The 25,653-nt window shown below is 62.8% G+C and carries 21 protein-coding genes; 8 read left to right on the plus strand and 13 right to left on the minus strand.

Features of this window, described 5'->3' with window-relative positions; genetic code table 11:
- Window positions 1-6: 6 nt before the first annotated feature.
- The 4 genes from ACSSNI_RS02700 to ACSSNI_RS02715 form a co-directional block, all read right to left on the minus strand.
- Window positions 7-2,625, minus strand: coding sequence for a ligase-associated DNA damage response DEXH box helicase (locus ACSSNI_RS02700; protein ID WP_200639200.1), 2,619 nt, complete (start codon window positions 2,623-2,625; stop codon window positions 7-9).
- A gap of 148 nt (window positions 2,626-2,773) precedes the next feature.
- Window positions 2,774-4,483 (minus strand): ATP-dependent DNA ligase, encoded by a 1,710-nt coding sequence (locus tag ACSSNI_RS02705; protein ID WP_200639202.1) that lies wholly within the window; start codon window positions 4,481-4,483, stop codon window positions 2,774-2,776.
- Between the two features lie 223 nt (window positions 4,484-4,706).
- Window positions 4,707-5,723, minus strand: coding sequence for a ligase-associated DNA damage response exonuclease (locus tag ACSSNI_RS02710; RefSeq protein ID WP_200639204.1), 1,017 nt, complete (start codon window positions 5,721-5,723; stop codon window positions 4,707-4,709).
- A gap of 158 nt (window positions 5,724-5,881) precedes the next feature.
- Entirely contained in the window at window positions 5,882-6,436 is a 555-nt protein-coding gene (locus tag ACSSNI_RS02715; RefSeq protein WP_200639206.1) for a hypothetical protein, read from the minus strand.
- Window positions 6,437-6,687: 251 nt separating this feature from the next.
- Between ACSSNI_RS02715 and ACSSNI_RS02720 the strand changes: the two genes are divergently transcribed.
- The 4 genes from ACSSNI_RS02720 to mdoH all read left to right on the plus strand — a co-directional run bounded on the left by ACSSNI_RS02720 (window position 6,688) and on the right by mdoH (window position 14,218).
- Window positions 6,688-7,227, plus strand: coding sequence for a DUF3087 domain-containing protein (locus ACSSNI_RS02720; protein ID WP_200639208.1), 540 nt, complete (start codon window positions 6,688-6,690; stop codon window positions 7,225-7,227).
- A 313-nt stretch (window positions 7,228-7,540) separates the two neighbouring features.
- Window positions 7,541-9,832, plus strand: a complete 2,292-nt coding sequence (bglX, locus tag ACSSNI_RS02725) for a beta-glucosidase BglX (RefSeq protein WP_200639210.1) — start codon at window positions 7,541-7,543, stop codon at window positions 9,830-9,832.
- Between the two features lie 290 nt (window positions 9,833-10,122).
- Window positions 10,123-11,640, plus strand: a complete 1,518-nt coding sequence (locus tag ACSSNI_RS02730; protein WP_200639769.1) for a glucan biosynthesis protein G — start codon at window positions 10,123-10,125, stop codon at window positions 11,638-11,640.
- Window positions 11,633-14,218, plus strand: a complete 2,586-nt coding sequence (gene mdoH / locus ACSSNI_RS02735) for a glucans biosynthesis glucosyltransferase MdoH (RefSeq protein ID WP_200639212.1) — start codon at window positions 11,633-11,635, stop codon at window positions 14,216-14,218. The genes ACSSNI_RS02730 and mdoH overlap by 8 nt, the downstream gene beginning before the upstream one ends.
- A gap of 48 nt (window positions 14,219-14,266) precedes the next feature.
- Here mdoH and ACSSNI_RS02740 read toward each other — a convergent pair whose 3' ends face one another.
- The 6 genes from ACSSNI_RS02740 to ACSSNI_RS02765 form a co-directional block, all read right to left on the minus strand.
- Complete coding sequence (locus ACSSNI_RS02740) at window positions 14,267-14,935, minus strand: c-type cytochrome (RefSeq protein WP_200639770.1); 669 nt, start codon at window positions 14,933-14,935, stop codon at window positions 14,267-14,269.
- Between the two features lie 11 nt (window positions 14,936-14,946).
- Complete coding sequence (locus ACSSNI_RS02745) at window positions 14,947-15,942, minus strand: copper resistance protein B (protein ID WP_200639214.1); 996 nt, start codon at window positions 15,940-15,942, stop codon at window positions 14,947-14,949.
- Entirely contained in the window at window positions 15,932-16,261 is a 330-nt protein-coding gene (locus ACSSNI_RS02750) for a hypothetical protein (protein ID WP_200639216.1), read from the minus strand. Before ACSSNI_RS02750 ends, ACSSNI_RS02745 begins: the two co-directional genes overlap by 11 nt.
- An 11-nt stretch (window positions 16,262-16,272) precedes the next feature.
- Window positions 16,273-18,081 (minus strand): copper resistance system multicopper oxidase, encoded by a 1,809-nt coding sequence (locus ACSSNI_RS02755; RefSeq protein ID WP_200639218.1) that lies wholly within the window; start codon window positions 18,079-18,081, stop codon window positions 16,273-16,275.
- A gap of 81 nt (window positions 18,082-18,162) precedes the next feature.
- The gene (locus ACSSNI_RS02760) at window positions 18,163-18,606 is read right to left on the minus strand and encodes a DUF411 domain-containing protein (protein ID WP_200639220.1); all 444 of its coding nucleotides are present in this window, start codon (window positions 18,604-18,606) and stop codon (window positions 18,163-18,165) included.
- Window positions 18,607-18,628: 22 nt separating this feature from the next.
- The gene (locus ACSSNI_RS02765; protein ID WP_200639222.1) at window positions 18,629-18,892 is read right to left on the minus strand and encodes a heavy-metal-associated domain-containing protein; all 264 of its coding nucleotides are present in this window, start codon (window positions 18,890-18,892) and stop codon (window positions 18,629-18,631) included.
- A 219-nt stretch (window positions 18,893-19,111) separates the two neighbouring features.
- Here ACSSNI_RS02765 and ACSSNI_RS02770 point away from each other — a divergent pair, with 219 nt between their 5' ends.
- From ACSSNI_RS02770 to ACSSNI_RS02780, 3 genes are all read left to right on the plus strand, one after another.
- Window positions 19,112-19,795 carry a heavy metal response regulator transcription factor gene (locus ACSSNI_RS02770; RefSeq protein ID WP_148926363.1) on the plus strand — a complete coding sequence of 228 codons (684 nt, stop codon included), beginning with the start codon at window positions 19,112-19,114 and terminating at the stop codon, window positions 19,793-19,795.
- The gene (locus tag ACSSNI_RS02775) at window positions 19,795-21,150 is read left to right on the plus strand and encodes a heavy metal sensor histidine kinase (protein WP_200639771.1); all 1,356 of its coding nucleotides are present in this window, start codon (window positions 19,795-19,797) and stop codon (window positions 21,148-21,150) included. Before ACSSNI_RS02770 ends, ACSSNI_RS02775 begins: the two co-directional genes overlap by 1 nt.
- A 181-nt stretch (window positions 21,151-21,331) precedes the next feature.
- The gene (locus tag ACSSNI_RS02780; protein WP_200639224.1) at window positions 21,332-21,787 is read left to right on the plus strand and encodes an ATPase; all 456 of its coding nucleotides are present in this window, start codon (window positions 21,332-21,334) and stop codon (window positions 21,785-21,787) included.
- Window positions 21,788-21,810: 23 nt separating this feature from the next.
- On the opposite strand, the gene trhA is transcribed toward ACSSNI_RS02780, so the two are convergent.
- Together trhA and ACSSNI_RS02790 are read right to left on the minus strand one after the other, a co-directional pair.
- Window positions 21,811-22,428 carry a PAQR family membrane homeostasis protein TrhA gene (gene trhA, locus ACSSNI_RS02785; protein ID WP_102836027.1) on the minus strand — a complete coding sequence of 206 codons (618 nt, stop codon included), beginning with the start codon at window positions 22,426-22,428 and terminating at the stop codon, window positions 21,811-21,813.
- A 26-nt stretch (window positions 22,429-22,454) separates the two neighbouring features.
- Complete coding sequence (locus ACSSNI_RS02790) at window positions 22,455-23,141, minus strand: DUF4197 domain-containing protein (RefSeq protein WP_148926361.1); 687 nt, start codon at window positions 23,139-23,141, stop codon at window positions 22,455-22,457.
- Between the two features lie 345 nt (window positions 23,142-23,486).
- Here ACSSNI_RS02790 and ACSSNI_RS02795 point away from each other — a divergent pair, with 345 nt between their 5' ends.
- Entirely contained in the window at window positions 23,487-23,924 is a 438-nt protein-coding gene (locus ACSSNI_RS02795; protein WP_200639226.1) for a tellurite resistance TerB family protein, read from the plus strand.
- A gap of 16 nt (window positions 23,925-23,940) precedes the next feature.
- Here the strand turns inward: ACSSNI_RS02795 and ACSSNI_RS02800 are convergent, their stop codons facing one another.
- Entirely contained in the window at window positions 23,941-25,578 is a 1,638-nt protein-coding gene (locus ACSSNI_RS02800; protein WP_200639228.1) for a choice-of-anchor Q domain-containing protein, read from the minus strand.
- Window positions 25,579-25,653: the final 75 nt, after the last annotated feature.

Genomic DNA, 25,653 nt, shown 5'->3' on the forward strand with positions numbered 1-25,653 from the left:
CAGGGTTCACAAGCGGGATGACTTTGCTTTTTTCACCCTCGGTGTGCCGTCCTTGGTCGCGCGCGGTTTGCGCTTCGCGCTGGTCTCCCGCTCAACGGCAATGCTGGCGCCTGCTTCCGGCTGATAGCCGCCAGGGCCAGCCGCCTTGTCCAGTTCGGCGACCATCCGGCGAATGCGGTCGGCGAGCTTTTCCGAGGTCAGGCTTTCGCGGAAACGTTCAACCATCAAGGGGAAGGCGAGGGGCGTGGTGCGTTTCACGACATGCACGTCCAGCTCGCGCTGCTGCAAGCGGTTCAGGGTCTGCTCCAGCCGCTCGACCTCCAGTTCCTGGCGCAGCACCTCTTCCTCGGCCTGGGTCAGCAGCAGATTGGCCGGGTCGTACTGACGGAAGACGTCGAAGAACAACCCACTGGAGGCCTGCAGCTGGCGCGCGCTTTTCTGCGCGCCGGGATAGCCGGAAAACACCAGCCCCGCGATGCGCGCGATTTCGCGAAAGCGCCGGCGCGCCAGCTCACCAGCGTTGAGGCTGGCGAGCACGTCGTGCAGCAATTCGTCCTGGCTGAACAGCGCGGGCGTCAGCCACTGCAGCCAGTCCACTTCGGTTGCCGAGAGCAGCTCGAAGCCGTAGTCGTTCACGGCGATGGAAAAGGTCAGCGGCTGGCGCTGGGCCATCCGCCAGGCGAGCAGGCTGGCCAGCCCGAGATGAACGTGTCGACCGGCGAAGGGATAGAGAAACAGGTGCCAGCCCTCGCGGGACTTCATCACCTCGGCCAATAGCGTGCTTTCGGTGGGCAGCGCCGACCAGTCCAGCTGCACGCGCAGCAGGGGTTCTACCAGGCGCATCTCGGCACTGTCGAACTGGCCGCGCGAGGCGGCGCCGAGCTGCTCGACCACGGCATCGGCCAGTTCGCTGGAGAGCGGCATGCGCCCGCCGTTCCAGCGCGGAACAGCGGCTTTCTTGCCGGTGGCGCGGCTGACGTAGGCGGTCATGTTCTCGACTCGCACCAGCTCCAGCAGACGGCCGCCGAAGAGGAAGTTGTCGCCCGGGCGCAGTCGGGCAATGAAACCTTCCTCGATGGTGCCCAGTGACCGGCCGCTGCCACCCTTGGCCCAGAACTTCACCGTCAGGCTGGCGTCGCTGACGATTGTGCCGATGCTCATGCGATGGCGAAGCGCGACGCGGCGGCTGGGGACTTTCCAAAGTCCGGTCTCGTCCGGCTCGACGCGCTGATAGTCCGGGTAGGCCGTCAACGAATGCCCGCCATGACGCACGAAGGCCAGCGCCCATTGCCAGTGGTCTTCTGTAAGTTCGCGATAGGACCAGGCTTGGCGTACTTCGGCGAACAATTCGTCGGGCCGGAATCCCCCGCCGAGGGCCATGCTGACGAGGTGTTGCACGAGCACATCGAGGGGACGATGCGGGGCGCTCCGGGCTTCAATGCGGCGTTCGGCGATGGCCACCTGCGCTGCTGCGGCTTCCACTACTTCGAAACTGTGCGTCGGCACCAGCGTGACCCGCGACGTCCGGCCGGGTGCGTGACCGGAGCGACCGGCGCGTTGCATCAAGCGCGCCACGCCCTTCGGCGAGCCGATCTGCAGCACCCGCTCGACAGGCAGGAAGTCGACGCCGAGGTCGAGGCTCGAGGTACAGACGACCGCCTTCAGCGCGCCTTGCTTGAGGCCCAGTTCCACCCAGTCGCGTACCTCACGTGCCAGTGAGCCGTGATGCAGGGCGATTAGTCCGGCCCAGTCAGGGCGGGCGTCGAGAATCGCCTGATACCAGATTTCCGACTGCGAACGGGTGTTGGTAAATACCAGGGTGGTGGCAGCCGAATCGATCTGCTCGACCACCTGCGGCAGCATGCGCAGCCCGAGATGACCGGCCCAGGGAAAGCGCTCGATGCTCGGCGGTAGCAACGTGTCGACGCGCAGATCCTTGTCGACCTTGCCCTGCACAAGTTTGCCGCTGCCCGGATGCAGCAGCACTTCCAGCGCGTGTGGCTGGTTGCCCAGTGTCGCCGACAGGCCCCAGATGATCAGGTCCGGCATCCACTGACGCAGCCGGGCCAATGCCAGTTGCAGCTGGACGCCACGCTTATTGCCCAGCAGTTCGTGCCACTCATCCACCACCAGCATGCGCAAGCCGGCGAAAGCCTGGCGCGCGTCGGCCCGCGTCAGTAGTAGGGTGAGGCTTTCCGGCGTGGTGACCAGCGCGCTGGGCAATCTCCGACCCTGGCGCGCCCGCTCGGCGCTGCTGGTATCGCCGGTGCGCAGACCGATGCTCCAGTTGATACCTAACTCATCCAGCGGTGCTTGCAGGGCACGGGCCGTGTCGGCGGCCAGGGCACGCATGGGGGTGATCCAGAGGACAGTGAGCGGGGCGGGTTTGTCCGACGAACTGGCGCGCGCCTGCGGTTTCTCTGCGGGCGTATCTGCGCCTGGCGAAGCGAAACGATTGAGCGCGCCAAGCCAGACGGCGTAGGTTTTGCCGGAGCCGGTGGTGGCATGGAGCAGGCCGGACTCGCCCTCATCAATCGCTTGCCAGACCTGTTGTTGAAAAGGGAACGGCTGCCAATTGCGCGTGGCGAACCAGTGTTCGGCAAGGGAGGCGGGCGGCGCCCTCATGCCTCGCTCTCCGCTCGATTCATGCAAAGGCCTAGCTTCGGCTTTATGTAGGAGCGAGCTTGCTCGCGAATTGGCGATTCGCGGGTGGTGAGGTTCGCCGGCAAGCCGGCACCTGCGCAGGGCAGCCTGGCTTCTCCCGTGCGTTGGATCATCCCAGCAATTCCTTCAACGTCTCCAGCGTATCGGCTTCGTCCACCGGCTTGTCGAGACGCCAGCGCAGCATGCGCGGGAAGCGCACGGCGATGCCGCTCTTGTGCCGACTGCTGGCGGCGATTCCCTCGAAGCCAAGTTCGAACACCAGGGTTGGCGTCACGCTACGAACGGGGCCGAATTTCTCCACGGTGGTCTTGCGCACGATGGCGTCGACCTTGCGCATCTCCTCGTCGGTCAGCCCGGAATAGGCCTTGGCGAAGGGCACCAGCTTGCGCTCCGGGTCGCCCGGTTCGCCGTCCCACACTGCAAAGGTGTAGTCGGTGTAGAGGCTGGCGCGGCGACCATGGCCACGCTGGGCGTAGATCAACACAGCGTCGACCGAGTAGGGATCCATTTTCCACTTCCACCAGACGCCGACGTCTTTGGTCCGGCCGACGCCGTACTGTGCGGCTCGTGCCTTAATCATCATGCCCTCGACGCCAAGCGCGCGTGACGCCTCGCGCTGGCGTGCCAGGGCAGCCCAATTGCTGCCAGTGACCAGCGGCGAAAGCATCAGCCGGGGGGTGGGGCAGTGGCCGACCACCGTTTCAAGCTGTTGCCGGCGCTCACGATGTTCGCGTTGCCGCCAGTCATCGCCCTGCCATTCGAGTAGGTCATACGCGAGCACTGCGACCGGGGCGTCCTGCAGGACCTTGGCGGTCAGGTTCTTGCGCCCGATACGCTGCTGCAACAGCGCGAAGGGCTGCACGCCGAAGCGCTCGGTTGCTTCGGTGTCACCGCCTTCCGGTTGCTCGAAGAGTTCAGTCGCGGGCTCACCGGGCGCATGCCTCCAGACCAGGATTTCGCCGTCGATCACGGTGCCGTCCGGCAGGCAGCTGGCCAGTTCGCACAGTTCCGGAAAGCGCTCACTGACCAGCTCTTCGCCACGGGACCAGACCCAGATCTGCCCGTCGCGCTTGACCAGCTGGGCGCGAATGCCGTCCCACTTCCATTCGATGAACCAGTTCTCCGGTGCGCCGAGCAGGGTGTCGAATTCCTCGACAGGTGCCTGCAGCGGGTGGGCAAGAAAGAATGGGTAAGGCTGGCCGCCACGCTGGGCGTGTTCGTGCTCGGATTCGTCGGCGATCAGCGCGCGGTATCCCTCGGCGCTGGGGCGGTGCGACAGATCGGTGTAACCCACCAGCCGCTGCGCCACGCGCTTGGGATCGAGATCGGCCAGCGAGGCCAGTGCGCGGGTCACCAGCAGCTTCGACACGCCGACGCGAAAGGCGCCGGTGATCAGCTTGATGCAGACCATCAGGCTCAGGCGATCCAGCTGTGTCCATAGCGCGGGTAATCGCTCGGCCAGTTCTTCCGGCGGCAGGCCGCGCAATGGCAGCAGCTTGTCCTGCATCCACACGGCCAGCCCGTCGTCGGAGCTGTGTTCGGCCTCGGGCATCAGCAGCGAGATGGTTTCAGCCATGTCGCCAACCGCCTGGTAACTTTCCTCGAACAACCATTCCGGCAGCGCCGAGGCCTTCATTGCGGTCTCGCGCAGCACGCGGGTCGGCACCAGCTGACGCGGTCGGCCGCCGGCCAGGAAATACACCGCCCAGGCAGCATCAGCCGGATCGGCTTCGCGAAAGTAGTCCCGCATCGCGGCGAGCTTGGCGTTGCTCGAGGTGGTCGCGTCGAGGCGGCTGTAGAGGGTGGCGAAGGCTTTCATTTCCGGCCTCCGGCATTCGCTGAGACCAGCTGTTCGCGAGCAAGCTCGCTCCTACAGGTCTGGCGTCGTGCTGCTACGCGGGTGCTCTTCTGTAGGAGCCAGCTTGCTGGCGAACCGTGGCGACGCGAGGGATCCGGTTCGCGAGCAATCTCGCACCTGCAAGGAAAGTGTGGTGGTTCCGCAACGGTATCTTTCGGCATGTAGTGTAGGGCCAGGCTGAGGATCATTCGGCCTCCTGAGTTGTGGCGTCGTCCTCTTCGCCGTACTCGGTCTCGAAGGCCTGGGCGTCGAGACCGCGCATTTCGCGCAGGTAACGGACCAGAATCGGCACGGACCCGTGGGTCACCATTACCCGCTCGGCGCCGGTCTGCTCGATGGCCCAGAGCAGGCCGGGCCAGTCGGCGTGATCGGAGAGCACGAAGCCGCGATCGACCCCGCGCCGACGACGGGTGCCGCGCAGCATCATCCAGCCACTGGCAAAGGCGTCGGCATAGTCACCGAAGCGACGCATCCAGGTGCTGCCACCCGCCGAGGGAGGGGCGAGGATGATGGCGTGCTTCAGGCGCGGGTCGCCTTTTTTCAGGTCGCCGGCATAAACGGTTGGCGGCAGGTAAACACCGCCTTCGCGGTAGACCTTGTTCAGCGGCTCCACCGCGCCGTGGACCACGATGGTGCCGATGCTTTCGTCCAGGCCGTGCAGGATGCGCTGCGCCTTGCCGAAGGCGTAGCAGAACAGCACGCTGGCGCGCCCGGCGGCGGCGTTGGCGCGCCACCAGTCGTTGATCTCACGAAACACCTGAGCCTGTGACGGCCACTTGTAGATCGGCAGACCGAAGGTCGATTCAGTGATGAAGGTGTGGCAGCGCACCGGTTCGAAGGGCGCACAGGTGCCATCCGGCTCGACTTTGTAATCACCCGAGGCGACCCAGACTTCGCCCTTGTATTCCAGTCGCACCTGGGCCGAGCCGAGCACGTGACCGGCAGGGTGGAAGCTGAGCTTTACACCGTGATGATCGACGGATTCGCCATAGGCCAGCGTCTGCAATGGCATGTCCGCGGCGATCCGCGAACGGAGTATGCCTTCGCTGTCGCGAGAGGCCAGATAGTGGCCCATGCCCCAGCGTGCGTGGTCGCCGTGGGCGTGGGTGATGACGGCGCGATCGACCGGGCGCCAGGGATCGATGTAGAAATCACCGGGTGGGCAGTAGAGGCCTTCGGGGCGGGCAACGACAAGATCCATGAGTGAGCGGCACTTTGCGGGCTTGTAAGGTTGGAGCCCGGGTCGGCGTTTGGAGTTCGCCTGCAAGGTCGCGTCTGTGATCTTGAACCCACCCTACAGGGCCGGGGGGGCGCCTCTGTTCAGGTGGGTTAAGGGAAAGTCATCCAGCAGGGCGGGGATCAGTCCACCAGCTTCAGGTGAGAGGTGTCCGGCACCGGCGCATCGCTGGCACGGCGCCGTTCACCCATGTCGCTGCCCACCGGCGCCAGGCTGAACTGGGACAGGTCCACGGGCGGTGCCTTGGGCTCGGGTTGTGCGTCCTGCAGGTCCACGCCGACCGGCGCGATGCCGAAGTCCGGCGCCTCGACGTCGACGAACGCAGCCATGTATTCGTCCCGTGGGGCCACCTTCAAGGGTTGAGGCGACGCTTTAGCGGCGGAAGCCAGCGGTGCAGGGGCCGGGTCTTCCGACGGTGGCGGGGCGAGCTCGATTTCCTCGACCTCAACCGGCATCGGGCGGACCTCGGCGATGGCGCCGGCGCGCGCCATGGCCTGGCGGTACTTCTCGACGCTGGCGTGGTCCAGGTCCTGCTTGATCACGATTCGCCGACCGGAAAACAGCACGGCGATGCGCTGGGCGTCGGCCTGAAACAGGCGAGTCAGGTTGGCCTCGACCTGCTCCAGCTTGGCGCCCGGAGCGAGTTCGCCGGAAAACGATATTTCATAGCGGCTCATGAGGAGGTCCTTTTGGCGGCCGAAGGTGGGATGCGCTGATCATAGAGCCTGGTACGGGCGCTTGAAAGCTGACGGGCTCGCTGCGCTGTCTGTGCTGCGACGGCGTTGGCATGCCGAGCTGTAAGCCTCGATAGTGGTCGGCGGCAGGCGATACAAAGGCTGTCCCGCGTCAGCTGCTCGATGATTGGCTGGGTGATAATGCCGCGCCCGTCGGCACTCTATTACCTGCCCAGCCCAAGGATCGCGAACTCATGGTGGTATTCGAAATCAAGTCGCTCAGCCCGGAAACCTACAGGCAACAGACGCGACGCAGCACGCTAGTTGTCGCCGTGACCTTCGCAGTGCTGGCGATGGGGCTGGCGACCCTGGCCGTTGCGCTGTTCGGCGAGACGGGGGCCGATAACCTGAAGTGGAACATCGCAGGGGTCGTGGCTGGTTTGCTGCTTACTGCAGCATTGGTGCGTTCTGTCTATCTCAAGCAGCCGTGGATGTCCTGCGCGGCTTACGGTTGGCGTCTCAAGCGCAGCCTGATGAGTGTTACCAATGTGATGCACCATGTCACGGCGGGCGTGGCGGCGGATGATCCCGAGGCGATCAAGCTGCTGCGCTTCTATCACCTGGGGCTAACGCAGATGCATCAGCTCGATGGCAACAGCGCCTCGCTCAGCGAGGTGACGGGGGAAATCAATCAGCATCGAGAATTGATGGAAGCGCGCGGGATGGACACCGATCAGAGCCGCCTGGATGACGCCTGGCTGGCCGCCGTGAAGCGTTTCCCTGCAGGAAAGTAATCCGGGAAAGCGGTTCGCCAATGGAGTGGGGCGATGCTGCCCATCCCGACCACACTCGCCGACGTCGTCTAGGTGAGTGCATCCCCGCCGGCTCAAACAACTGAGCACCATGGTGTGCTGGCAACAGGCCCGGCGCGGCTTGCGCGCCAGTCATTCCAGAGGCCCGTAACCGCCTGCTGCAACGGCTGCGCCAGCGTTGCATAGCACTGGTTGTAAACCATCGGAAAACCCATACTCGGCAACGTTTGTGCCGGCGCTGCCGGAATCAGATGGTTCGTCTCATTAGCCTCTCAGGCTCAGGAATTTCCCAATAATGAAAAGGCTGTATCTGCTCGGTCTGATGGCCGGTCTTTCGCTGCAATCAGTCGCCGCCGAGCCCCGTTCTCCGTTGCTGGATGACAAGCCGGCGTTCATCGCCAGCCTGATCGAAAAGATGACGCTGGAAGAGAAGGTCGGCCAGTTGCGGCTGATCAGCATCGGCGGCGACATGCCGCGCGAGCGCATTCTCGATGAGCTGGCGGCCGGCCACATAGGCGGCACCTTCAACACGGTGACCCGGCACGACAACCGGCCGATGCAGGAAGCGGCGTTGCGCAGCCGGATGAAGATTCCGATCTTCTTTGCCTATGACGTCATTCATGGCCACCGGACGATCTTTCCTATCGGCCTGGGCCTGGCCTCGAGCTGGGATCTCGATACCATCGCCACCAGCGGGCGGGTGCAAGCCATTGAAGCCAGTGCTGACGGTCTGGACATGACCTTTGCGCCGATGGTGGATATCTCCCGCGATCCGCGTTGGGGGCGGACCTCCGAAGGGTTTGGCGAAGACCCCTATCTGGTCTCGGAAATCGCGCGAACCATGGTGCAGGCCTATCAGGGCGAGTCGCCCACTGCAGCGGACAGCGTGACCGCGAGCGTCAAGCATTTCGCCCTCTACGGTGCGGTTGAAGGCGGGCGTGACTACAACGTGGTGGATATGAGCCCGATGCGCATGCATCAGGACTACCTGCCGCCCTACCAAGCCGCTATCGATGCCGGAGCGGGTGGGGTGATGGTTGCGCTGAACTCCATCAACGGGGTGCCGGCCAGCGCCAACACCTGGCTGCTGCAGGATTTGTTACGGCGCGACTGGGGTTTCGATGGCGTCGCCCTCAGCGACCACGGAGCGATCAGCGAACTGATCCGGCATGGCGTTGCAAAGGACGGTCGTGAGGCAGCAAAACTGGCGATCAAGGCAGGCATCGACATGAGCATGGCCGACGCCTTGTATCGCGAGGAACTGCCGGGGCTGGTGGCATCGGGCGAGGTCGGTATCGGTGAGATCGACACGGCTGTGCGCGAGGTACTTGGCGCCAAGTACGACATGGGTCTTTTTCATGATCCGTTCCGGCGCATCGGGTCGGCAGAGGACGATCCAGCAGACGTCAACGCGGAGAGCCGTCTGCATCGCGAAGCCGCCAGAGCCGTAGCGCGCGAATCAATCGTGCTGCTTGAAAACAAGAAGCAGACCTTGCCGTTGCAAAAGCGCGGCACCATCGCGCTGGTGGGGCCGCTGGCCGATTCGCCGGTCGACATGATGGGCAGCTGGTCCGCAGCGGGCGTTGCCAAACAGTCAGTCACCGTACGTCAGGGCTTGCTTGATGCGGTGGGTGATGAAGCCGTTGTGCACCATGCCCTCGGCGCCAATATCACCGACGATCCACACATGGTCGAGTACCTGAACTTCCTCAACTGGGACAAACCCGAGGTGGTGCAGGACCCTCGTTCGCCGGACGCCATGATTGCCGAAGCAGTCGCGCTTGCCGAAAAGGCTGACGTAATCGTTGCGGCAGTAGGCGAATCGCGCGGCATGTCTCATGAAGCGTCAAGCCGCACCAGCCTGCAGATTCCTGAGAGCCAGCAGGCGCTTCTGAGGGCGCTCAAGAAAACCGGCAAGCCACTGGTGCTGGTGCTGATGAACGGCCGTCCGCTGGACCTGCACTGGGCGAAGGCCAACGCCGACGCTGTTGTTGAAACCTGGTTCAGCGGTACCGAAGGCGGGCATGCCATCGCTGACGTGCTGTTTGGCGACCAGAACCCGGCTGGCAAGCTGCCGATCTCCTTCCCACGTTCGGTCGGGCAGATCCCTACTTACTACAACCATCTGCGCGTCGGTCGGCCCTATGTCGAGGGCAAGCCGGGCAACTACACCTCGCAGTATTTCGAAGAACCCAATGGGCCGCTGTACCCCTTCGGTTATGGCCTGAGCTACACCGACTTCGAACTGTCCGAGGTGCGCTTGTCCAGTCCGACCATGAAACGCGGCGACGGCCTGGAAACCAGCGTGACGCTGAAGAACACCGGGTCGCGTGAGGGTGCGACAGTCGTGCAGCTGTACCTTCGCGACGAGGTGGCGTCGGTGATTCGTCCGGTCAAGGAGCTCAAAGGGTTTCGCAAGGTGTTCCTCAAAGCCGGCGAGACGCAGGAAGTCCGCTTCAAACTCACTGAAGAAGACCTGAAATTCGTCAACGCGCAGCTCGATCGGGTAGCCGAGCCCGGCGTGTTCGAGGTGCAGATCGGGCTGGATTCAGTTGCAGTCAAACGGGGGCAATTCACCCTTCTGTAAGGCGTTCAGTCGAGCGCCGGCCGCCTGGCCTTCAGCCCGCTCTGGCTGGGGGCTGAGCGGCATTGAGCAATCTGAAAAAAAGACCTCTCGGAGCAGCTATCCGGCGCCCATGCGGCGTGGGATGATTTGCCGCTTTGCTTGGCTTTCCAGTGAATCATTTGCCACTGAGGAAGACCAACGACAGCAAACCGGGCCGCTACGCGGTCAGCGGTAATCGCGATTGCTCAGGAGGCAATGTGTCACGTACCTATCATTTCAAAACAGGCGCTCGCAAAAGTCGGGCACTGGGAATGACGTTGAGTCTGTGTGTGGGACTGTTTGCCAGCAGTAGCTGGGCGTTCAGCCTAGATGATGTGGCGGCCAAGGCGGAAAAGCTGGCGGCCGAAGACTATACGGCGCCGCAGAGCAATCTGCCGCCGGTGTTTCGCAACATGGCTTTTGCCGATTATCAGCAATTGCGTTTCCGTGGCGACAAAGCGCTATGGCACGACGCGCCGACGCCCTTCGAGGTGCAGTTCTATCACCAGGGCATGCACTTCAACGTGCCGGTGAGGATCAATGAGATCACCGCAAAAGGCGTCGAAAAGGTCCGCTATAACCCTGACATGTTTGAATTCGGCAAGGTCGAGATTGAACCTGCTGCGCTGGAAAACCTGGGTTTTGCCGGCTTCAAGGTGCTCTATCCGCTGAACAAGGCGGATAAGGCCGACGAGCTGATGACGCTGCTCGGTGCCAGCTATTTCCGGGTGATCGGTAAGGATCAGGTATATGGCCTGTCTGCGCGTGGTCTGGCTATCGATACTGCGTTGCCGAGCGGAGAAGAGTTCCCGCGCTTCCGTGAGTTCTGGATCGAACGCCCCGAAGCGGATCGCCGCAATCTGGTGATCTATGCGCTGCTCGATTCGCCGCGCGCCACCGGTGCCTATCGGATGGTGGTTACGCCGGGCAAGGACAGTACGGTCGATGTCAAAGCGCGCGTCTTTCTGCGCGAGCCAGTGGAAAAACTCGGCATCGGTGCGCTGACCAGCATGTACCTGTTTGGCGCCAATCAGCCCAGTGACGTGCTCAACTATCGGCCGCAGCTGCATGATTCCGAAGGGCTGGCGATTCACACCGGCGCTGACGAGTGGATCTGGCGGCCGCTGAACAATCCCAAGCGGCTGGCGATCAGCAGTTACGCGGTCGAGAACCCGCGCGGTTTCGGTCTGCTCCAGCGCACCCGCGATTTCAACCGCTACGAGGATCTGGACGACCGCTACGAGCTGCGCCCTAGCGGCTGGGTCGAGCCCAAGGGCGATTGGGGCAAGGGTCGCGTGGAATTGATCGAGATTCCGACGCCTGACGAAACCAATGACAACATCGTCGCGTTCTGGGTGCCGGAGCAGCAACCCGAGCCCGGCGAGCCGCTGGACTTCGAGTACCGTCTGCACTTCACCCTGGATGAACCGGCGCTGCATGATCAGCAGCTCGCCTGGGTCAGCCAGACGCGCCTGTCTGCAGGCGACGTCAAACAGTCCAATCTGATTCGTCAGCCTGACGGCAGCACCGCGCTGATCGTCGATTTCGTGGGCCCCAATCTGGCCGAACTGCCGGCGGATGCGCCGGTCACCACGCGGGTCAGCATCGGCGAGAACGCCGAATTGGTGGAAAACAACCTGCGGCACAACCCGGTGACTGATGGCTGGCGCCTGACCTTGCGTCTGAAGGTGCGCGATCCCAAACGTCCGGTGGAACTGCGCGCAGCCCTGGTGGAAGGCGAGAAGACGCTTTCCGAAACCTGGAGCTACCAGATTCCGACCAATGAATAGTCCCGTGGACCCGGCGATTACCGGGCGCTACATCAGCCAGCTGCCGCTTGATGACCCGCAGCGCCAAGCCCTGATCCAGAACCTGGAGCAGGGTGACGGTGGGCTGGCGGATATTCACCGGGCGTTGGGTCGGGCGGTGCCGACTCCCGATAGCACCGAGCCGGGCGGAGGTGCTCTGCTGGGCTCGGTTGCTGCTCGGCTGAAACTCGGCTGGGGCGAAACCCTGGAGCGTGCCAAAGCCCTCACGCTTGACCATCAGGGCCGCACCTGCATCGAGTCGACACCACCCATCGTGCGCACACGCATGGTGCCGGAACCCTGGCATACCAACGTGTTGCGGCTCAGCTGGTGGCGCTTGCTACACAAGAAGAACCGCACGGTGGAGCTGCCGCCTGCTCAGTCCGTTGATCGTTCTGGCTGGCGCAAGGTGGCAGGCGTCCGGCGCGCCACATTGCTGGTGCTGATGCTGGTGCAGACCGTCATCGCGACTTGGCACATGAAATCGGTGCTGCCGTATCAGGGCTGGGCGCTGATCGATCTGCAGGAGGTGTTTCAGCAGCCGCTGCAGGAATCCGCACGGCAGATCCTTCCGTATGTGGTGCAGACGAGCATTTTGCTGCTGTTCGCGCTGTTGTTCTGCTGGGTGTCGGTGGGCTTCTGGACGGCGCTGATGGGCTTCTTTCAGCTACTCAAGGGGCACGACCAATACAACATTTCGGCAACGACCCTGGGCGATGAGCCGATCCCGCGCGAGGCACGCACGGCGCTGGTGATGCCCATTGCCAACGAAGACGTGCCGCGGGTGTTCGCCGGACTGCGCGCGACGTTCGAGTCGCTCAAGGCGACGGGACAGCTGGAGCACTTCGATATTTTCGTGCTCAGTGACAGTAACGATCCCGACACCTGCGTCGCCGAGCAGAAGGCCTGGCTGGAGGTCTGTCGGAGCGTCGATGGCTTCGGCCATATCTTCTACCGGCGGCGGCGTCGCCGTGTGAAGCGCAAGAGCGGCAACATCGACGACTTCTGCCGGCGCTGGGGCAGCAGCTACCGTTACATGGTGGTGCTCGACGCCGACAGCGTCATGAGTGGCGACTGCCTGACCAGTCTGGTGCGGCTGATGGAAGCCAACCCCGGCGCAGGCATTATCCAGACGGCGCCGAAGGCGTCCGGTATGGATACGCTGTATGCGCGCATGCAGCAGTTCGCCACGCGGGTCTATGGCCCGCTGTTCACGGCCGGGCTCAATTTCTGGCAATTGGGCGAGTCCCACTACTGGGGTCACAACGCGATCATCCGGGTCAAACCCTTCATCGAGCACTGCGCCCTGGCGCCGTTGCCTGGCAAGGGCGCGTTCGCGGGCGACATCCTGTCCCATGACTTCGTCGAAGCGGCGCTGATGCGTCGTGCGGGGTGGGGGGTATGGATTGCCTATGACCTGCCGGGCAGCTACGAGGAGTTGCCACCGAACCTCCTCGATGAGCTCAAGCGCGACCGTCGCTGGTGCCACGGCAACCTGATGAATTTCCGGCTGTTCCTGGTCAAGGGCATGCACACGGTGCACCGCTTCGTGTTCCTGACAGGGGTGATGTCCTACCTGTCGGCGCCGCTGTGGTTCGTTTTTCTGGCGCTGTCGACCGGGCTGCTGGCGATTCACACGCTGATGGTGCCGGAGTACTTCCTGCAGCCGAATCAGCTGTATCCGCTGTGGCCGCAATGGCACCCGCAGGAGGCTATCGCGCTGTTCTCGGCGACGCTGACGCTGTTGTTCCTGCCGAAGCTGCTCAGCGTGTTGCTGATCTGCATTCAGGGCGCTCACGAGTACGGCGGGCGTGCTCGCCTGTTGCTGTCGATGCTGCTGGAAAGCCTGTTTTCCATGCTGGCCGCGCCGGTGCGCATGTTGTTCCACACGGTGTTCGTCAGCGCCGCGTTCCTCGGCTGGTCGGTGCAGTGGAACTCACCGCAGCGCGCCGATAATGCGACACCCTGGAGCGAAGCCTTGCGCCGGCACGGTCCGCAGATGCTGCTGGGCGTACTCTGGATGGCGCTGGTGGGCTGGCTAGACCCAGCCTTCCTCTGGTGGTTGGCGCCGATTGTGGTTTCGCTGATCCTTTCGGCGCCTGTGTCGGTGATCACCAGCCGCACGGGCCTGGGGCAGGCCGCGTTTCGCCGCAAATTGTTCCTCATCCCCGAGGAATTCCAGCCGCCGCAGGAACTGGCATCGACCGACCGCTACACGCGGGAGAACCAGGCCAACGCACTGGCGAACGGCTTTATCGCGGGCACTGTCGATCCGATCTACAACGCGTTGGTATGCGGGATGGCGCGGGCGCGGCATGCCAAGGTGGTTGCGGGTGCCGAGTCGCTGCGTGAACAACGTATGCAGCAGATCCTCGATGCGGGGCCAAACGGGGCTGCCGAAGCGGCTCGCTGGCGCTTGCTGAACGATCCGGACGGCATGGCGCAGTTGCATTCGCGGGTCTGGCAAGATCAGCGCTATCAGGCGTGGCGCGATGCCTATCGTCCGTCTGACTTCGGTGACGCATCTAGCAGCGAAACAGTCGCAGCATCCCAGGGCTAAACCGATGAGACTCCGCGGCGTCTGAGCCAGACGCCGCGGAGCAGTGGATCAATGAACGTGATCGCTGCCGTCGGCATGACGGTGGATGTCAGGCTTGGGCTCCGCTGCCTGATGGTGGTTTCCAGACGAGTGCATGTCGCTATGGTGATCGTCTTTAGCCACGGGCGCAGCGCTGGGCATGTGGGTTTCCCCACCGCCGTGATGATGACCACCGCTCGTGGCCACCAGCGCTTTGTATTCCATGGCTGTCAGCTCGGGCAGTTGCTCGAGCAAGGCGACCAGCTCCCAGATGTAGCGGTCTTCCATGCTCCGGCCCCATGCAGGCATACCGGAGGCTTGAATCCCGTGTTTGATCGTCCAGAAATCCTCGGCCGGGTCGCGCTTGCGGTTTGCGTCAGTCAGATTCGGCGGCGCCGGGCTGAGATTTTCGCTCAGCTCGGTCGGTCCGGCACCCGGTGCGAGATGGCAAACGACGCACATGGCTTCGTAGTTGCCAGCGCCTGAGCGGATCAGTTCGGCATCGCCCAGTTCCGGCACCTCGATAGCTTCGGCACGGACCGCCACGGAGCGCTGTCGGGCGGTCTCCAACAACGCCTGGATCGGCCCGCTATGCGGCACGTCGGCTCCGACGTTGACGACTCCGAAGTACACCACGGCCGCAGCGGCCAGCACCAATGCCACTGCAGCCAGTAGCAGTGTCGTCAGGGTTTTGAGCATCATCCATTACCTCAGAACCAGAATCGGATACCCGCCACCAGGCGAGCCTCGCTTGTATCTTCCCCCTCAGCCCGCTGCAGCTCGGCGCTGTTGCCGTAAGCCCGGCTCCAGCTGACGCCCACGTAAGGCGCGAACTGTCGGCTGATCTCATAGCGCAACCGAAGCCCGACGCTCGCGTCGCTGAGCCCGGAGCCGATGCCACGGGATTCGTCCGTGCGTCCATACAGATTAAGCTCGGCGGTGGGCTGAAGCACCCAACGCTGCGTCAGCAGCAGGTCGTACTCGGCTTCCAACCGGAGCGCGGACTGACCGCCCTCGCCAAGGAACGCTGTGGCCTCGGTTTCCAGCCCATACAGTGGCATTCCCTGCACGCCGAATGCCGCCCAGGTTTGCGGCGAGCCGGGTTCGAAGTCTTGGCGGACACCCGCGACGGTTTCCCACCAGGGACCTATTGCGTGGCTCCAGAGCAGCTGCAGTTCGGCTTCTTCGGTATGCCCATTGGTTCGCTCGCCTTCCGAGCGAAAGGCCAGCCGGTCGATATCGCCGCCAGCCCAACCACTCAGATCCCAGGCCAGCGTGCTTCCGGCATCGGCGTCCTGCCATTCCAGCTCGTCGGCGACGAACATGAAATGGCTGCTGCCCTGATGCATGCCGTGTTCGGGCAGGTCGGGAAAGGCCGCCTCGATGTCGGCGGGACTAAGCGTCGGGACAGGCGGGCGATCTGCCTCGCCTGGCGGGATCCCCGTTGGGGGTGGATGCGGCATGGCGTGACCTGAATGGTCCATCGTCCCATGATCCATAGCTTCATGATCCATCGCGCCATGATCCATCATGCCGCGGTCCGATTGCGTGTGGTTCGGCTGCGAATGGTTATGAGAGTGACTTTCAGCGGGAACAGGGGCGGCCGGTGAGTGGCCGGCATGGCTGGAGTGGTCCATCGCTTCCTGCGCCTGGCTGGTGGCGGCAGCCAGGCAGAGCGCGCTTAGCAGCGCGAGCTTAATGGTCATGCTTCGGGCTCTTATCGTCATGCCCCTGGGGTTGATGAGGCGCTGAGCCCATGTTGCCGTGGTCCATCTGCCCGGACCCCATGTGCTGCTCATGCATCTGCATCATCTGGTCGTGATCCATGCTGCCGTGGCCCATCCCGTCATGGTCCATCATGCCGCCTTGCGGCTTATGCGGGTGACCAGCCTCTGGGGCGGTGTGCTGCGGCGGTGTTTCAGCCGAATGGTGACCGTCGTGCTCGGTCTGTGCCTGCAGAGCGGTCAGCGGCAGGGCGGCGAGTAGGCCGAACACCAACAGTGAGTTGCGCTTGAAAATGCTCATGAGGTTCTCCTTTATTCTTCGACCCGGACTTCGCGGAACATCCCGAGGTCCATGTGCATCAGCATGTGGCAGTGGTAAGCCCAGCGCCCGAGTGCATCAGCCGTGACGCGATAACTCCGTTTGGAGCCGGGAGGCATGTCGATGGTGTGCTTGCGTACCTGGAACCGGCCGTGTTCGTCCTCCAGGTCGCTCCACAACCCGTGCAGGTGAATGGGGTGGTGCATCATGGTGTCGTTGACCAGCACGAAGCGCACCCGCTCGCCGTACTTGAGCCGGATCGGCTCGGATTTCGCGTAGGGGATCCCGTCGAATGACCAGGCGAAGCGCTCCATATGACCGGTCAGGTGCAGCTCGATGGTGCGCGACGGCTCACGGCCGTCCGGGTCGGGGAAGGTGCTGCGCAAGTCAGCGTAGGTCAGCACGCGGCGGCCGTTATCGCGCAGACCGATACCCGGATCATCCAGCTTTGGCACTGGCATCATGGTCTGCATGTCGACCAGCGGATTGTCCTTCTCACTGGTCGGGTGGGTCTGCATCTGGCTGCTGGCACCGTCACCGTGGCCCATTGCCGAATGGTCCATGCCGCCCATGCTGCTGTGGTCCATTTGGCCATGGTTCATCTGGCCGTGCTGTGGAGCTTCGTACTGCATCGCCGGCTGATCGTTGCCCGCCGCATGTGCGCCGTGATCGCCATGCCCCATGTCCTCCATGCTCAGCTCAGGACGGGCGTCGGGTTCTGGTACCGGCGCGCTCAGCCCCTGACGAACGGCCAGGGTGCCACGGGCGAAGCCGCTGCGGTCCATTGATTGGGCGAACAGGGTATAGGCGTCCTGACCGCCATCCGGCGTGACGATCACGTCGACCGTTTCGGCGACCGCCAGGCGCAGTTCATCGACCTCGACCGGCTCGACGTTCTGCCCGTCCACGGCCACCACGGTGAGCTTCAGGCCCGGAATGCGGAAGTCGAAATAGGTCATGGCCGAGCCGTTGATCAGGCGCAGACGCACCCGCTCGCCCGGCTCGAAAACACCGGTCCAGTTGCCGTCCGGTGCCTGGCCATTGAGCAGGTAGGTGTAGGTTTCGCCGCTGATGTCGGCGAGATCTGTGGGCGTCATCTTCATCTTTGCCCAGGCCCAGCGATTGCCAACGGTCTCGCGCCAGCCCTGGTCGGCGACATCATTGATGAAGTCGCCGAGGGTCCGCCGCCCGCGGTTGTAGTAATCGGATTGCTTCTTCAGCTTGTCGAGTACGCGGGCCGGGCCTTCATCGGTCCAGTCGGTGAGCATCACCACGTAGTCACGCTCGTACTCGAAGGGTTCGGGCTCGAGCGGATCGATGACCAGCGGCCCGTAAACACCCAGCTGTTCCTGAAACGCCGAGTGGCTGTGATACCAGTAGGTGCCGCTCTGTTTGACGCGGAAGCGGTACTCGTACATTCCATCCGGAGCGATGCCAGCAAAACTGAAGCCGGGTACGCCGTCCATGTTGGCTGGCAGCAGGATGCCGTGCCAGTGGATCGACGTATCCTGCGGCAGGCGATTGTGCACTCGCAGCGTCACGGTGTCGCCTTCACGCCAGCGCAGCAGAGGACCGGGAATACTCCCGTTGATGGCCATCGCGGTGCGCTCGCGACCGCTGAAGTTGACCCCCAGCGAGTCGATAGTCAGGTCGAACTGCGTTCCGGCCAATACACCCTGGTCAGCGGTCTGGTGAGGACGCGCAACGGCCCACACAGGCTGACGCCAGACGCCCATCCCGGCGACGATCCCTCCGGCGGCCAGACTTTTAACGAAGGTACGGCGCGATGATGTACGGCGCATGGAGATCCTGTTTTCTCAGCTCAAATTGCAAAATGCGTCTGCCAGCGCTGAGGCAGGCAGACGCAGAGGTTTCGGCCAGATTCACTCTGCCGGGTAGTTGGCCAACACCAGATCGGTGCCCTCGGCAGTCAGCCCGATGACCTGATAGGCCTGTGCTGGCTGGCCATAATCCATCCCGGGCGAGCCGGCAGGCATACCGGGCGCAGCCACGCCAAGCAGGTTGCGGCGTTGTTGCAGTTCGCGGATCTGCGCAACCGGCACGTGACCTTCCACGAATTTGCCGTCGATCACGCCGGTATGGCACGAGCCCAGCCGCGGTGCCACGCCCAGACGCTCCTTGACAGCCGACATGTTGCTTTCAACATGGTCGCGAACCTCGAAACCATTGGCCTGCAGGTACTTGACCCAGTCCTTGCAGCAACCGCAGTTGGCGTCCCGGTGCACGTCGATTACATCAGCGGCATGGACGCTGCCGGCCATAAACAAGGCGGCAATGAATGCGAACTCTGGTTTTATGAAACGCATGACAGCACTCCTTGATGGAAAATCAACGGCAACCGCAGCCGCTGCCACAGCCTGTTGTCGGTGCTGCGGCGGATGTGGTCTGGCTCGTGAGCTGAGCGGGGTAGCCGGCCCCGTTCAGGGCGGCTATTAATGCTGTGTTTTCGGCATCCCCATCGATGCGAACCCGTCCGCTTTGCAAATCAACCTCGACAGCCTCGACGCCGGCGATGGTGCTCAACGCCTGAGTGACGTGTCGAACGCAGGCGCCGCACGTCATGCCTTGAACCTGAAGCTGGGTGGAGTTCATGAGAAGCCCTCTATAGATGCCGGCCAGTCCGGCGAGGCTTGATCATCAACCTTGTCCTAATGGCAAGGTCAAGGTGTTGCCTCTGACGCTTCGTCTGGCTGTCAACATAGCCTGAATCGGCTTTCTGCAAGCTGAGCGGAACATTACTTTTTTGTCAGCTTATAGTCCGTTGGAGGTGTTACCGGCAGACTTGGATGATGGATAGAGAGGACGAGCCGAATGAAGCTTCTGGTCGCTGAAGACGAACCGAAAACCGGAACCTACCTGCAGCAGGGCCTGAGCGAGGCAGGATTCTCTGTCGACCGCGTCACCAGCGGCACTGACGCCTTGCAGCACGTGCTGAGCACGCCCTACGACCTGCTGATCCTAGATGTGATGATGCCGGGTCTGGACGGCTGGGAGGTGCTGCGCATGGTTCGTGCAGCGGGGCAAGAGGTGCCGGTGTTGTTCCTTACCGCACGTGATCGCGTGGAAGACCGGGTGAAGGGCCTGGAGTTGGGCGCGGATGACTACCTGATCAAGCCGTTCGCCTTTTCCGAACTGCTGGCGCGGGTGCGCACCTTGTTGCGCAGGGGCAGTGCCGCTGCCTTGCAGACTCAGCTGAGCATTGCTGATTTGGAGGTGGATCTGCTCAAGCGCCGCGCAGTCCGTGCCGGCCAGCGCATCGACCTGACTGCCAAGGAGTTCGCCCTGCTGGAGCTGCTGCTGCGCCGCCGCGGCGAAGTACTGCCCAAGTCGCTGATCGCCTCGCAGGTCTGGGACATGAATTTCGACAGCGACACCAATGTCATCGAGGTGGCGATTCGCAGGCTTCGCGCGAAGATCGACGATGGCTTCGAACCCAAACTCATCCATACCGCGCGTGGCATGGGCTACATGATCGACGAGCCGGACCCAGCATGATGAAGCAGTTGTCGCTAACCGCCAGGCTGAGCCTGATGTTCATGCTCGCGGTCACAGGCGTGCTCGGCGCGGCGGGCTTCTTTTTCTTCCAGTTGAGTCAGCACCACTTCGACGAGCTGGATCGGCATACGCTGGAAGACAAGCTCCAGGCCAGCCGACAGCTGCTGCGGGGCCTCGATGATCTAGCCGGGTTCGACGCGCTGCGGCCGCAACTGCAGGCATTGCTAGGCGGGCATAGCGACCTGGCGGTGCGGATAGTCGATGCCGAGGGTCAGGTGCTGTTTGCCGCCAGCGGCGCCGCCTACGCGGTCGAAACACATGCGCATGGTTCGGTCAGCGCAGACATGCCGCGGGTGTGGCGTCGCAGGGCTGCCGTCATCGAGGTGGCGGGTCGTCCGCTGAGCATCGAGTTGGCGCTCGATATCACCACGCACAAAGTCTTCTTGAACACGCTGGCGGGATGGCTCTGGGGCGCGCTGGTGCTCTGTGCGCTGCTCAGCGGCGGGCTCGGCTGGCTATTGGCACGTAGTGGGCTGCGGCCGTTGCGCGAGGTGACGTTGGTGGCGGCATCGGTGTCGGCCAAGTCGCTGACCGAGCGCATTCCGTCCGAGTCGACGCCGGCGGAGTTACAGCAGCTGGTGCTGGCGTTCAATGCGATGCTGGCGCGGCTGGAGGACGCCTTTGTGCGGCTGTCGAACTTCTCGGCCGACATCGCCCACGAGCTGCGCACGCCACTGTCCAATCTGATGACACACACCGAGGTGGTTCTGACCCGTGCGCGCAGCCGCGAGGACTACCAGGAAAACCTGTATTGCAATCTGGACGAGCTGCGCCGCATGGCGCGGATGATTGACGACATGCTGTTCCTGGCAAAAGCCGATAACGGGCTGGTGGTTCCCGAGCGGCAGTCGATCGAGCTGCATGTCCTGTGCGAGACGTTGCTGGACTTCTACCAGCTGACCGCCGACGAGCGCGGTATTCGTTTCGTGCTGTCGGGCGATGCGCGCATTCACGGGGATCCCGCCATGCTGCGTCGCGCGCTGTCGAACCTGCTGTCCAATGCGCTGCGCTATACGCCCGACGGCGGCACGATCCAGCTGGCCATCGAGGCGGGCGAGCAGGGGGTGTCGCTGAGCATCGGCAACCCGGGCGTGGGCATTCCTGAACAACACTTGCCGCGACTGTTCGACCGCTTCTATCGCGTCGACCCCGCGCGACGGGAAGGCAGCCCGAGCAATGCCGGACTGGGCTTGGCGATCACCCGGTCGATCATCGAGGCGCACCATGGCGAGATCCACTGCAACAGCCGCGACGGCTGGACGTCGTTCGATATCCTGTTCCGCTCAGCTGACTGACAACCGCCGGAAGGCGTTGGCTTGAGACAGGCTGACGGAGCATGATTGCTGCGACGCCCATGGCGACCGACACCCAGCACTGGCCAATCCGGGCTGCACGTGTTTGCATCGGGTGACCGCTTGACGTGCAATCCTGCTGGCTATCCTGCTCGGCAAATCAAACGCGGCGGATGGAGGTGGTATGAACATCGAACGATGCGAAGACCTGATCGATTGGACCAGCCAGGCCCATGCCCGGCTTTCCGAATGCATGACAGAGGCCGCCGATGAGCGCAGCGACTCATTGGCCACGATGCTGATGACGTATCTCGCGCAGCACGAGCAAGAGCTGACGCGCACTATTGAGCGGATCAAGGAGCATGCGGACCCGCGCGCGCTGCAAGCCCGACTGCACGAGGCGGTCGAGGGCGAGATACTTGCGCTGGATTTCGACAGCGATGCCTATGCACAGATGAGTGTCGACGACATTTCACGCGAGGTCTTCGCCCTTCACAACCGTATCATCGACCTGTACCGCTCGCTGGAAAAGCGTCCATCGCTGGACAAGGCACGTGAGCTGCTCGGCGAAATGCTGCAGCTTGAAGAGCACGAGACCATGCGCCTGGCGCAGCAGGTCAACCGCATGCACGAGCTGTAGCTGACCGACGCAGAAGGATGACGTCAGACCACGTAGCGCAGAATGGCCACAAAATGCAGCAGGCTGCCGGCGATGACGAACAGGTGCCAGATGCCATGCCAGTGGCGGAAGCGCTGATCGTAGGCAAAGAAGATGATGCCAACCGTATAGAACACGCCGCCGGCAACCAGCCAGCCGAAGCCGGTGGTGCCCAGGGCGGCGAGCAGTGGCTTGACCGCCACCAGCACAATCCAGCCCATGATGGCGTAGATGACGATCGACAGCACCCGCGCTTCCGACCTTGGCTTGATCTCCTGCAGCATGCCGATGATTGCCAGTGACCAGACAATCCCGAACAGCCACCAGCCCCAGCTGCCACGTAGAGTGACCAGGCAGAACGGTGTGTAGCTTCCGGCAATCAGCAGATAGATCGACAGGTGATCGAGCTTTTGCATCACCGCTTTGGCGCGGCCACGGACGCTGTGATAGAGCGTCGAGGTGCTGTACAGCAGCACCAGGGTGAACCCGTAGATGGCGACGCTGACGATCTTCATCAGATCGCCGTCCATGGCCGCAAGGATCAGCAGCCAGACTGTCCCGATCAGCGCCAGCACACCGCCTGTCAGGTGCGTCCAGGCGTTGAACTTCTCTCCGTGATACATCGTTGTGCAGCCTTGAAGGTGTTCGATCAGTTACCCATCAACAGGCCGAAAACCTTTTTTGCCACGCTGGTGGCTGCCTGCGCCGGATTCTGACGAATGCTGGCTTCCTGTTCGGCGATAACAGTGAACAAGCCATCGAGCGCTTGCTCAGCCACGTAACCCTCGACCGTGCCGTATCGGGGATCGACCGCACCCAGGCCGGAGACTTTGCCAGCCAGCGCGTTGTACTGTTGGGCAACGCCGACCTGGTCGGTGGCCTGCTTGATGATCGGCAGGAACCGGGCGCGGATTTCGTCACGGCTGGTCTTGTTCAGATACTGAGTCGCCGAGTCATTGCCGCCGGACAGGATCGCCTTGGCGTCGGCGACGGTCATCTTCTTCACCGCCTCCAGCAGCAACGCCTGCGCTTGCGGTACAGCGGCTTCGGCGGCCTTGTTCATGCCGGTTTCCAGCTCTTCGACCTGAGCGCCCATGCCCATCATCTTCAACATGCGCGAGGCCTTGCCGATGTTGCCCGGCAGTTCGATGCGCACATCCGGATCATTACTGAAGCCCCCGGGACGGCCCAGCTGCTGCACGGCAACTTTCGTCCCCTGGCTCAGCGCGTCCTTCAGCGCCTTGTTGGCGTCGCCCTGGCTCAGGTCGGACAGCGAAAGCGCCCAAGCGCTGGCGGAGAGCATCAAACCGGTGAGCAAAGCAGTGGTGCGCAGCATGGATAAATCCTCTGAGTGATGCAGCGAGCTTAATAGGCCAGGCGCGGCGTGCCAAACGGTAGCAGCAGCTTGTTTCAACCGTTTCATTGACCCCTGTCCGAGGCGTTACTGGCCGACCGGCGGCATTCAGCCAGGTTTGCCGCTCGGTCTAGTGCAGGCGCGGTGTCGCTATAACAATCGCGTTGGTGCAACTTCTAGACGCTTCACGGCTACAAAAGATCATCAAGAGCGGATTTATCAATCTGCCAGAGCGAACATCCGCTACGCGCTGACCAGCGACACGATTGCGGCTGAACCTTCGCCGCGGACCCGTTCGAACACCAACCCGTGCAGAGGAATGAAACCATGCTCAAATCACTCAAGTCGCTGTTCGACCGCAGTGAGGACGATCAGCCTACGACACACAGCGTTGAAGTGGCCGCAGCAGCGCTGCTGATCGAAGTCGGCCGTGCGGATTACGAAAGCGATGCAGAAGAACAAAAAGCCATTATCGAAGCCATCCGCCTCGGCTCGGGGGTGGAGGACGGCGAGCTTGCATCGCTGATCGCCTCCGCGCAGGAAACCGCCGAGCGGTCGACTTCACTGTATGAATTCACCACGCTGATCAACGCGCAATATTCGATGGATGAAAAATTCGTTTTGATCAAGGCGCTATGGCGCGTCGCCGCTGCCGATGGCGACATTCACCGATACGAAGACCACCTGATCCGTCGTATCGCCGACCTGCTGTACGTGGCACATACGGACTTCATCCGCGCCAAGCTGGAGGTCCTCGGCAGCTGACTGGCGGCCACGCGGGTCAGAACTCGAAAGCGCCTGGGTCGCACTGCCGATCGTCACGCGGGTTGCCGCGCTGGTCGGTGTCCGGGCAAAGTACACCGCCCATGTCGATGGGATCGAAATAGGGGCTGTCTTCGAACGGCTCACGCAGCGCGACGGTGCGGGTCGGACCTCCGCTGTCCTGCAGTGATCCGAGAACCATGCGTACTCCGGCTTCATCCGCGGTAGTGGGCGTGAAGCCGCAGCCACTCAGGAAGTCGAAAAGTCCTCCTCCGGAGCCACCGATGGCATTGAAGCTGCCACTGGTCAGCGCGCCACTGCAGAACGGCATGTCGCCGAATGTGCGGACTTCGACCAGGCTGTTGGCCAGGCGGAACTCGCCAGTCCCCGACTGACTGAACAGCTGCGAGTGATTGCTGAAGGTCGCGTTGCGGACCGAGACTTTCCCGTCGATGTTGCCGATTTCTGCGGCTCGGACACCACCGGTGGTACTGCGATTGTCGACAAAGGTACTGTTCAAAATGTCGACGGTGCCCTGATAGTTCAGTAGCCCACCCCAAAAGCGAGCGTCATTGGCGGTTATCAGGCTGTTGCGCAGATACAGCTGCGCCGCCGCGCCCATATTGGATATGCCACCGCCATGGCCGGACTGGTACCCGGTCGAATTCTGTTCGATGGTCGAGCGCGCAACCAGTGCCTGCCCCTCGTTGAACAACCCCGCGCCACGGTTGCACAGGCGTCGACTGGGAAAGGCCGCGCAGGAGGTTTCCAGTTCATGGTCGATGGTGTTGCCACGTAACAGCATCCGGTCCATGCGCAGGTTGCCGCGATTCCAGATTGCGCCGCCGCCGCTGCCCATGGGCCTGCCGTTTTCCAGCCGCAGATAGCTGAGCGTCACCGCGCTCGGCGCGGAGGCATAGATATCGAAAATCCGGTCGATGGCCCCGCCGTCGATGATGACTTGCAGGTCATCATTTTTCGCGGCTCGCCCGAGGCCTGACAGCGTCAGTCCATCCGTGATGTCCAGATCGCCAACCGCATCGTTTGGCACGTCTGCAGTCTCTGTGCCGGTCAATGAGAGCACGTAATGACCTGACGGAACCTCTATCAAATCGTGGCCCTGGTGCGCGTTGCTCTCCATAACCGCTGCTCTCAGCGTGCAGCGATTGGAAATGGATTGGCAGTTGCCGTCGCCCGGCTCGGTATCCACCTCATCGGCCGTACTGTTCACACGCAGGGTCAGGCCAATGGAGGCGGCGCAATCGCCGGGCAGCGGGTCGCCAGTGACGTTCATGACGTAACCGGAAGCTTCCGGAAAGCGTTTCTCATGGACGGTGCTCGAATAGCCGGAGCCGAACCAGTTGCGGCGTTGATAACCGACATTGAAGTGATAGGGAATGTTGGTTTCGCAGGTGTCGGCGAAATAACCGACCGCGTATTGATCACTCGGCAACGGCATCATGGCCCAGGGCGTGCCATGGATCACCGCGTTGACCTGTGCGATGCGGTTGCCACGCCCATCCACTTGCGCTCGCAACGGGTAGAGCGGCACCGGCGAGCGGGCAACGGAGGAGGGCGTTAGGTTGGTCAGACTGGGCGTTGCGCAACCGCCCATCCCCAAGACGAGCGACAAGGCGATCACACGGCTGTGCGTCATACGGTCCCCTCTCGGCAGGCCGCCGAAGTGTTCGGTGGATGACCTGCTGAGTATGGGTGGCGCATACCGCATCAA

It is taken from the genome of Stutzerimonas tianxiuensis, assembly GCF_053470365.1.

Coding starts and splice junctions, on each gene's coding strand:
- ACSSNI_RS02700 (WP_200639200.1), bottom strand. CDS start 2,625: ATGAGGGCGCCGCCCGCCTCCCTTGCCGAACACTGGTTCGCCACGCGC.
- ACSSNI_RS02705 (WP_200639202.1), bottom strand. CDS start 4,483: ATGAAAGCCTTCGCCACCCTCTACAGCCGCCTCGACGCGACCACCTCG.
- ACSSNI_RS02710 (WP_200639204.1), bottom strand. CDS start 5,723: ATGGATCTTGTCGTTGCCCGCCCCGAAGGCCTCTACTGCCCACCCGGT.
- ACSSNI_RS02715 (WP_200639206.1), bottom strand. CDS start 6,436: ATGAGCCGCTATGAAATATCGTTTTCCGGCGAACTCGCTCCGGGCGCC.
- ACSSNI_RS02720 (WP_200639208.1), top strand. CDS start 6,688: ATGGTGGTATTCGAAATCAAGTCGCTCAGCCCGGAAACCTACAGGCAA.
- bglX (WP_200639210.1), top strand. CDS start 7,541: ATGAAAAGGCTGTATCTGCTCGGTCTGATGGCCGGTCTTTCGCTGCAA.
- ACSSNI_RS02730 (WP_200639769.1), top strand. CDS start 10,123: ATGACGTTGAGTCTGTGTGTGGGACTGTTTGCCAGCAGTAGCTGGGCG.
- mdoH (WP_200639212.1), top strand. CDS start 11,633: ATGAATAGTCCCGTGGACCCGGCGATTACCGGGCGCTACATCAGCCAG.
- ACSSNI_RS02740 (WP_200639770.1), bottom strand. CDS start 14,935: ATGCTCAAAACCCTGACGACACTGCTACTGGCTGCAGTGGCATTGGTG.
- ACSSNI_RS02745 (WP_200639214.1), bottom strand. CDS start 15,942: ATGACCATTAAGCTCGCGCTGCTAAGCGCGCTCTGCCTGGCTGCCGCC.
- ACSSNI_RS02750 (WP_200639216.1), bottom strand. CDS start 16,261: ATGAGCATTTTCAAGCGCAACTCACTGTTGGTGTTCGGCCTACTCGCC.
- ACSSNI_RS02755 (WP_200639218.1), bottom strand. CDS start 18,081: ATGCGCCGTACATCATCGCGCCGTACCTTCGTTAAAAGTCTGGCCGCC.
- ACSSNI_RS02760 (WP_200639220.1), bottom strand. CDS start 18,606: ATGCGTTTCATAAAACCAGAGTTCGCATTCATTGCCGCCTTGTTTATG.
- ACSSNI_RS02765 (WP_200639222.1), bottom strand. CDS start 18,892: ATGAACTCCACCCAGCTTCAGGTTCAAGGCATGACGTGCGGCGCCTGC.
- ACSSNI_RS02770 (WP_148926363.1), top strand. CDS start 19,112: ATGAAGCTTCTGGTCGCTGAAGACGAACCGAAAACCGGAACCTACCTG.
- ACSSNI_RS02775 (WP_200639771.1), top strand. CDS start 19,795: ATGAAGCAGTTGTCGCTAACCGCCAGGCTGAGCCTGATGTTCATGCTC.
- ACSSNI_RS02780 (WP_200639224.1), top strand. CDS start 21,332: ATGAACATCGAACGATGCGAAGACCTGATCGATTGGACCAGCCAGGCC.
- trhA (WP_102836027.1), bottom strand. CDS start 22,428: ATGTATCACGGAGAGAAGTTCAACGCCTGGACGCACCTGACAGGCGGT.
- ACSSNI_RS02790 (WP_148926361.1), bottom strand. CDS start 23,141: ATGCTGCGCACCACTGCTTTGCTCACCGGTTTGATGCTCTCCGCCAGC.
- ACSSNI_RS02795 (WP_200639226.1), top strand. CDS start 23,487: ATGCTCAAATCACTCAAGTCGCTGTTCGACCGCAGTGAGGACGATCAG.
- ACSSNI_RS02800 (WP_200639228.1), bottom strand. CDS start 25,578: ATGACGCACAGCCGTGTGATCGCCTTGTCGCTCGTCTTGGGGATGGGC.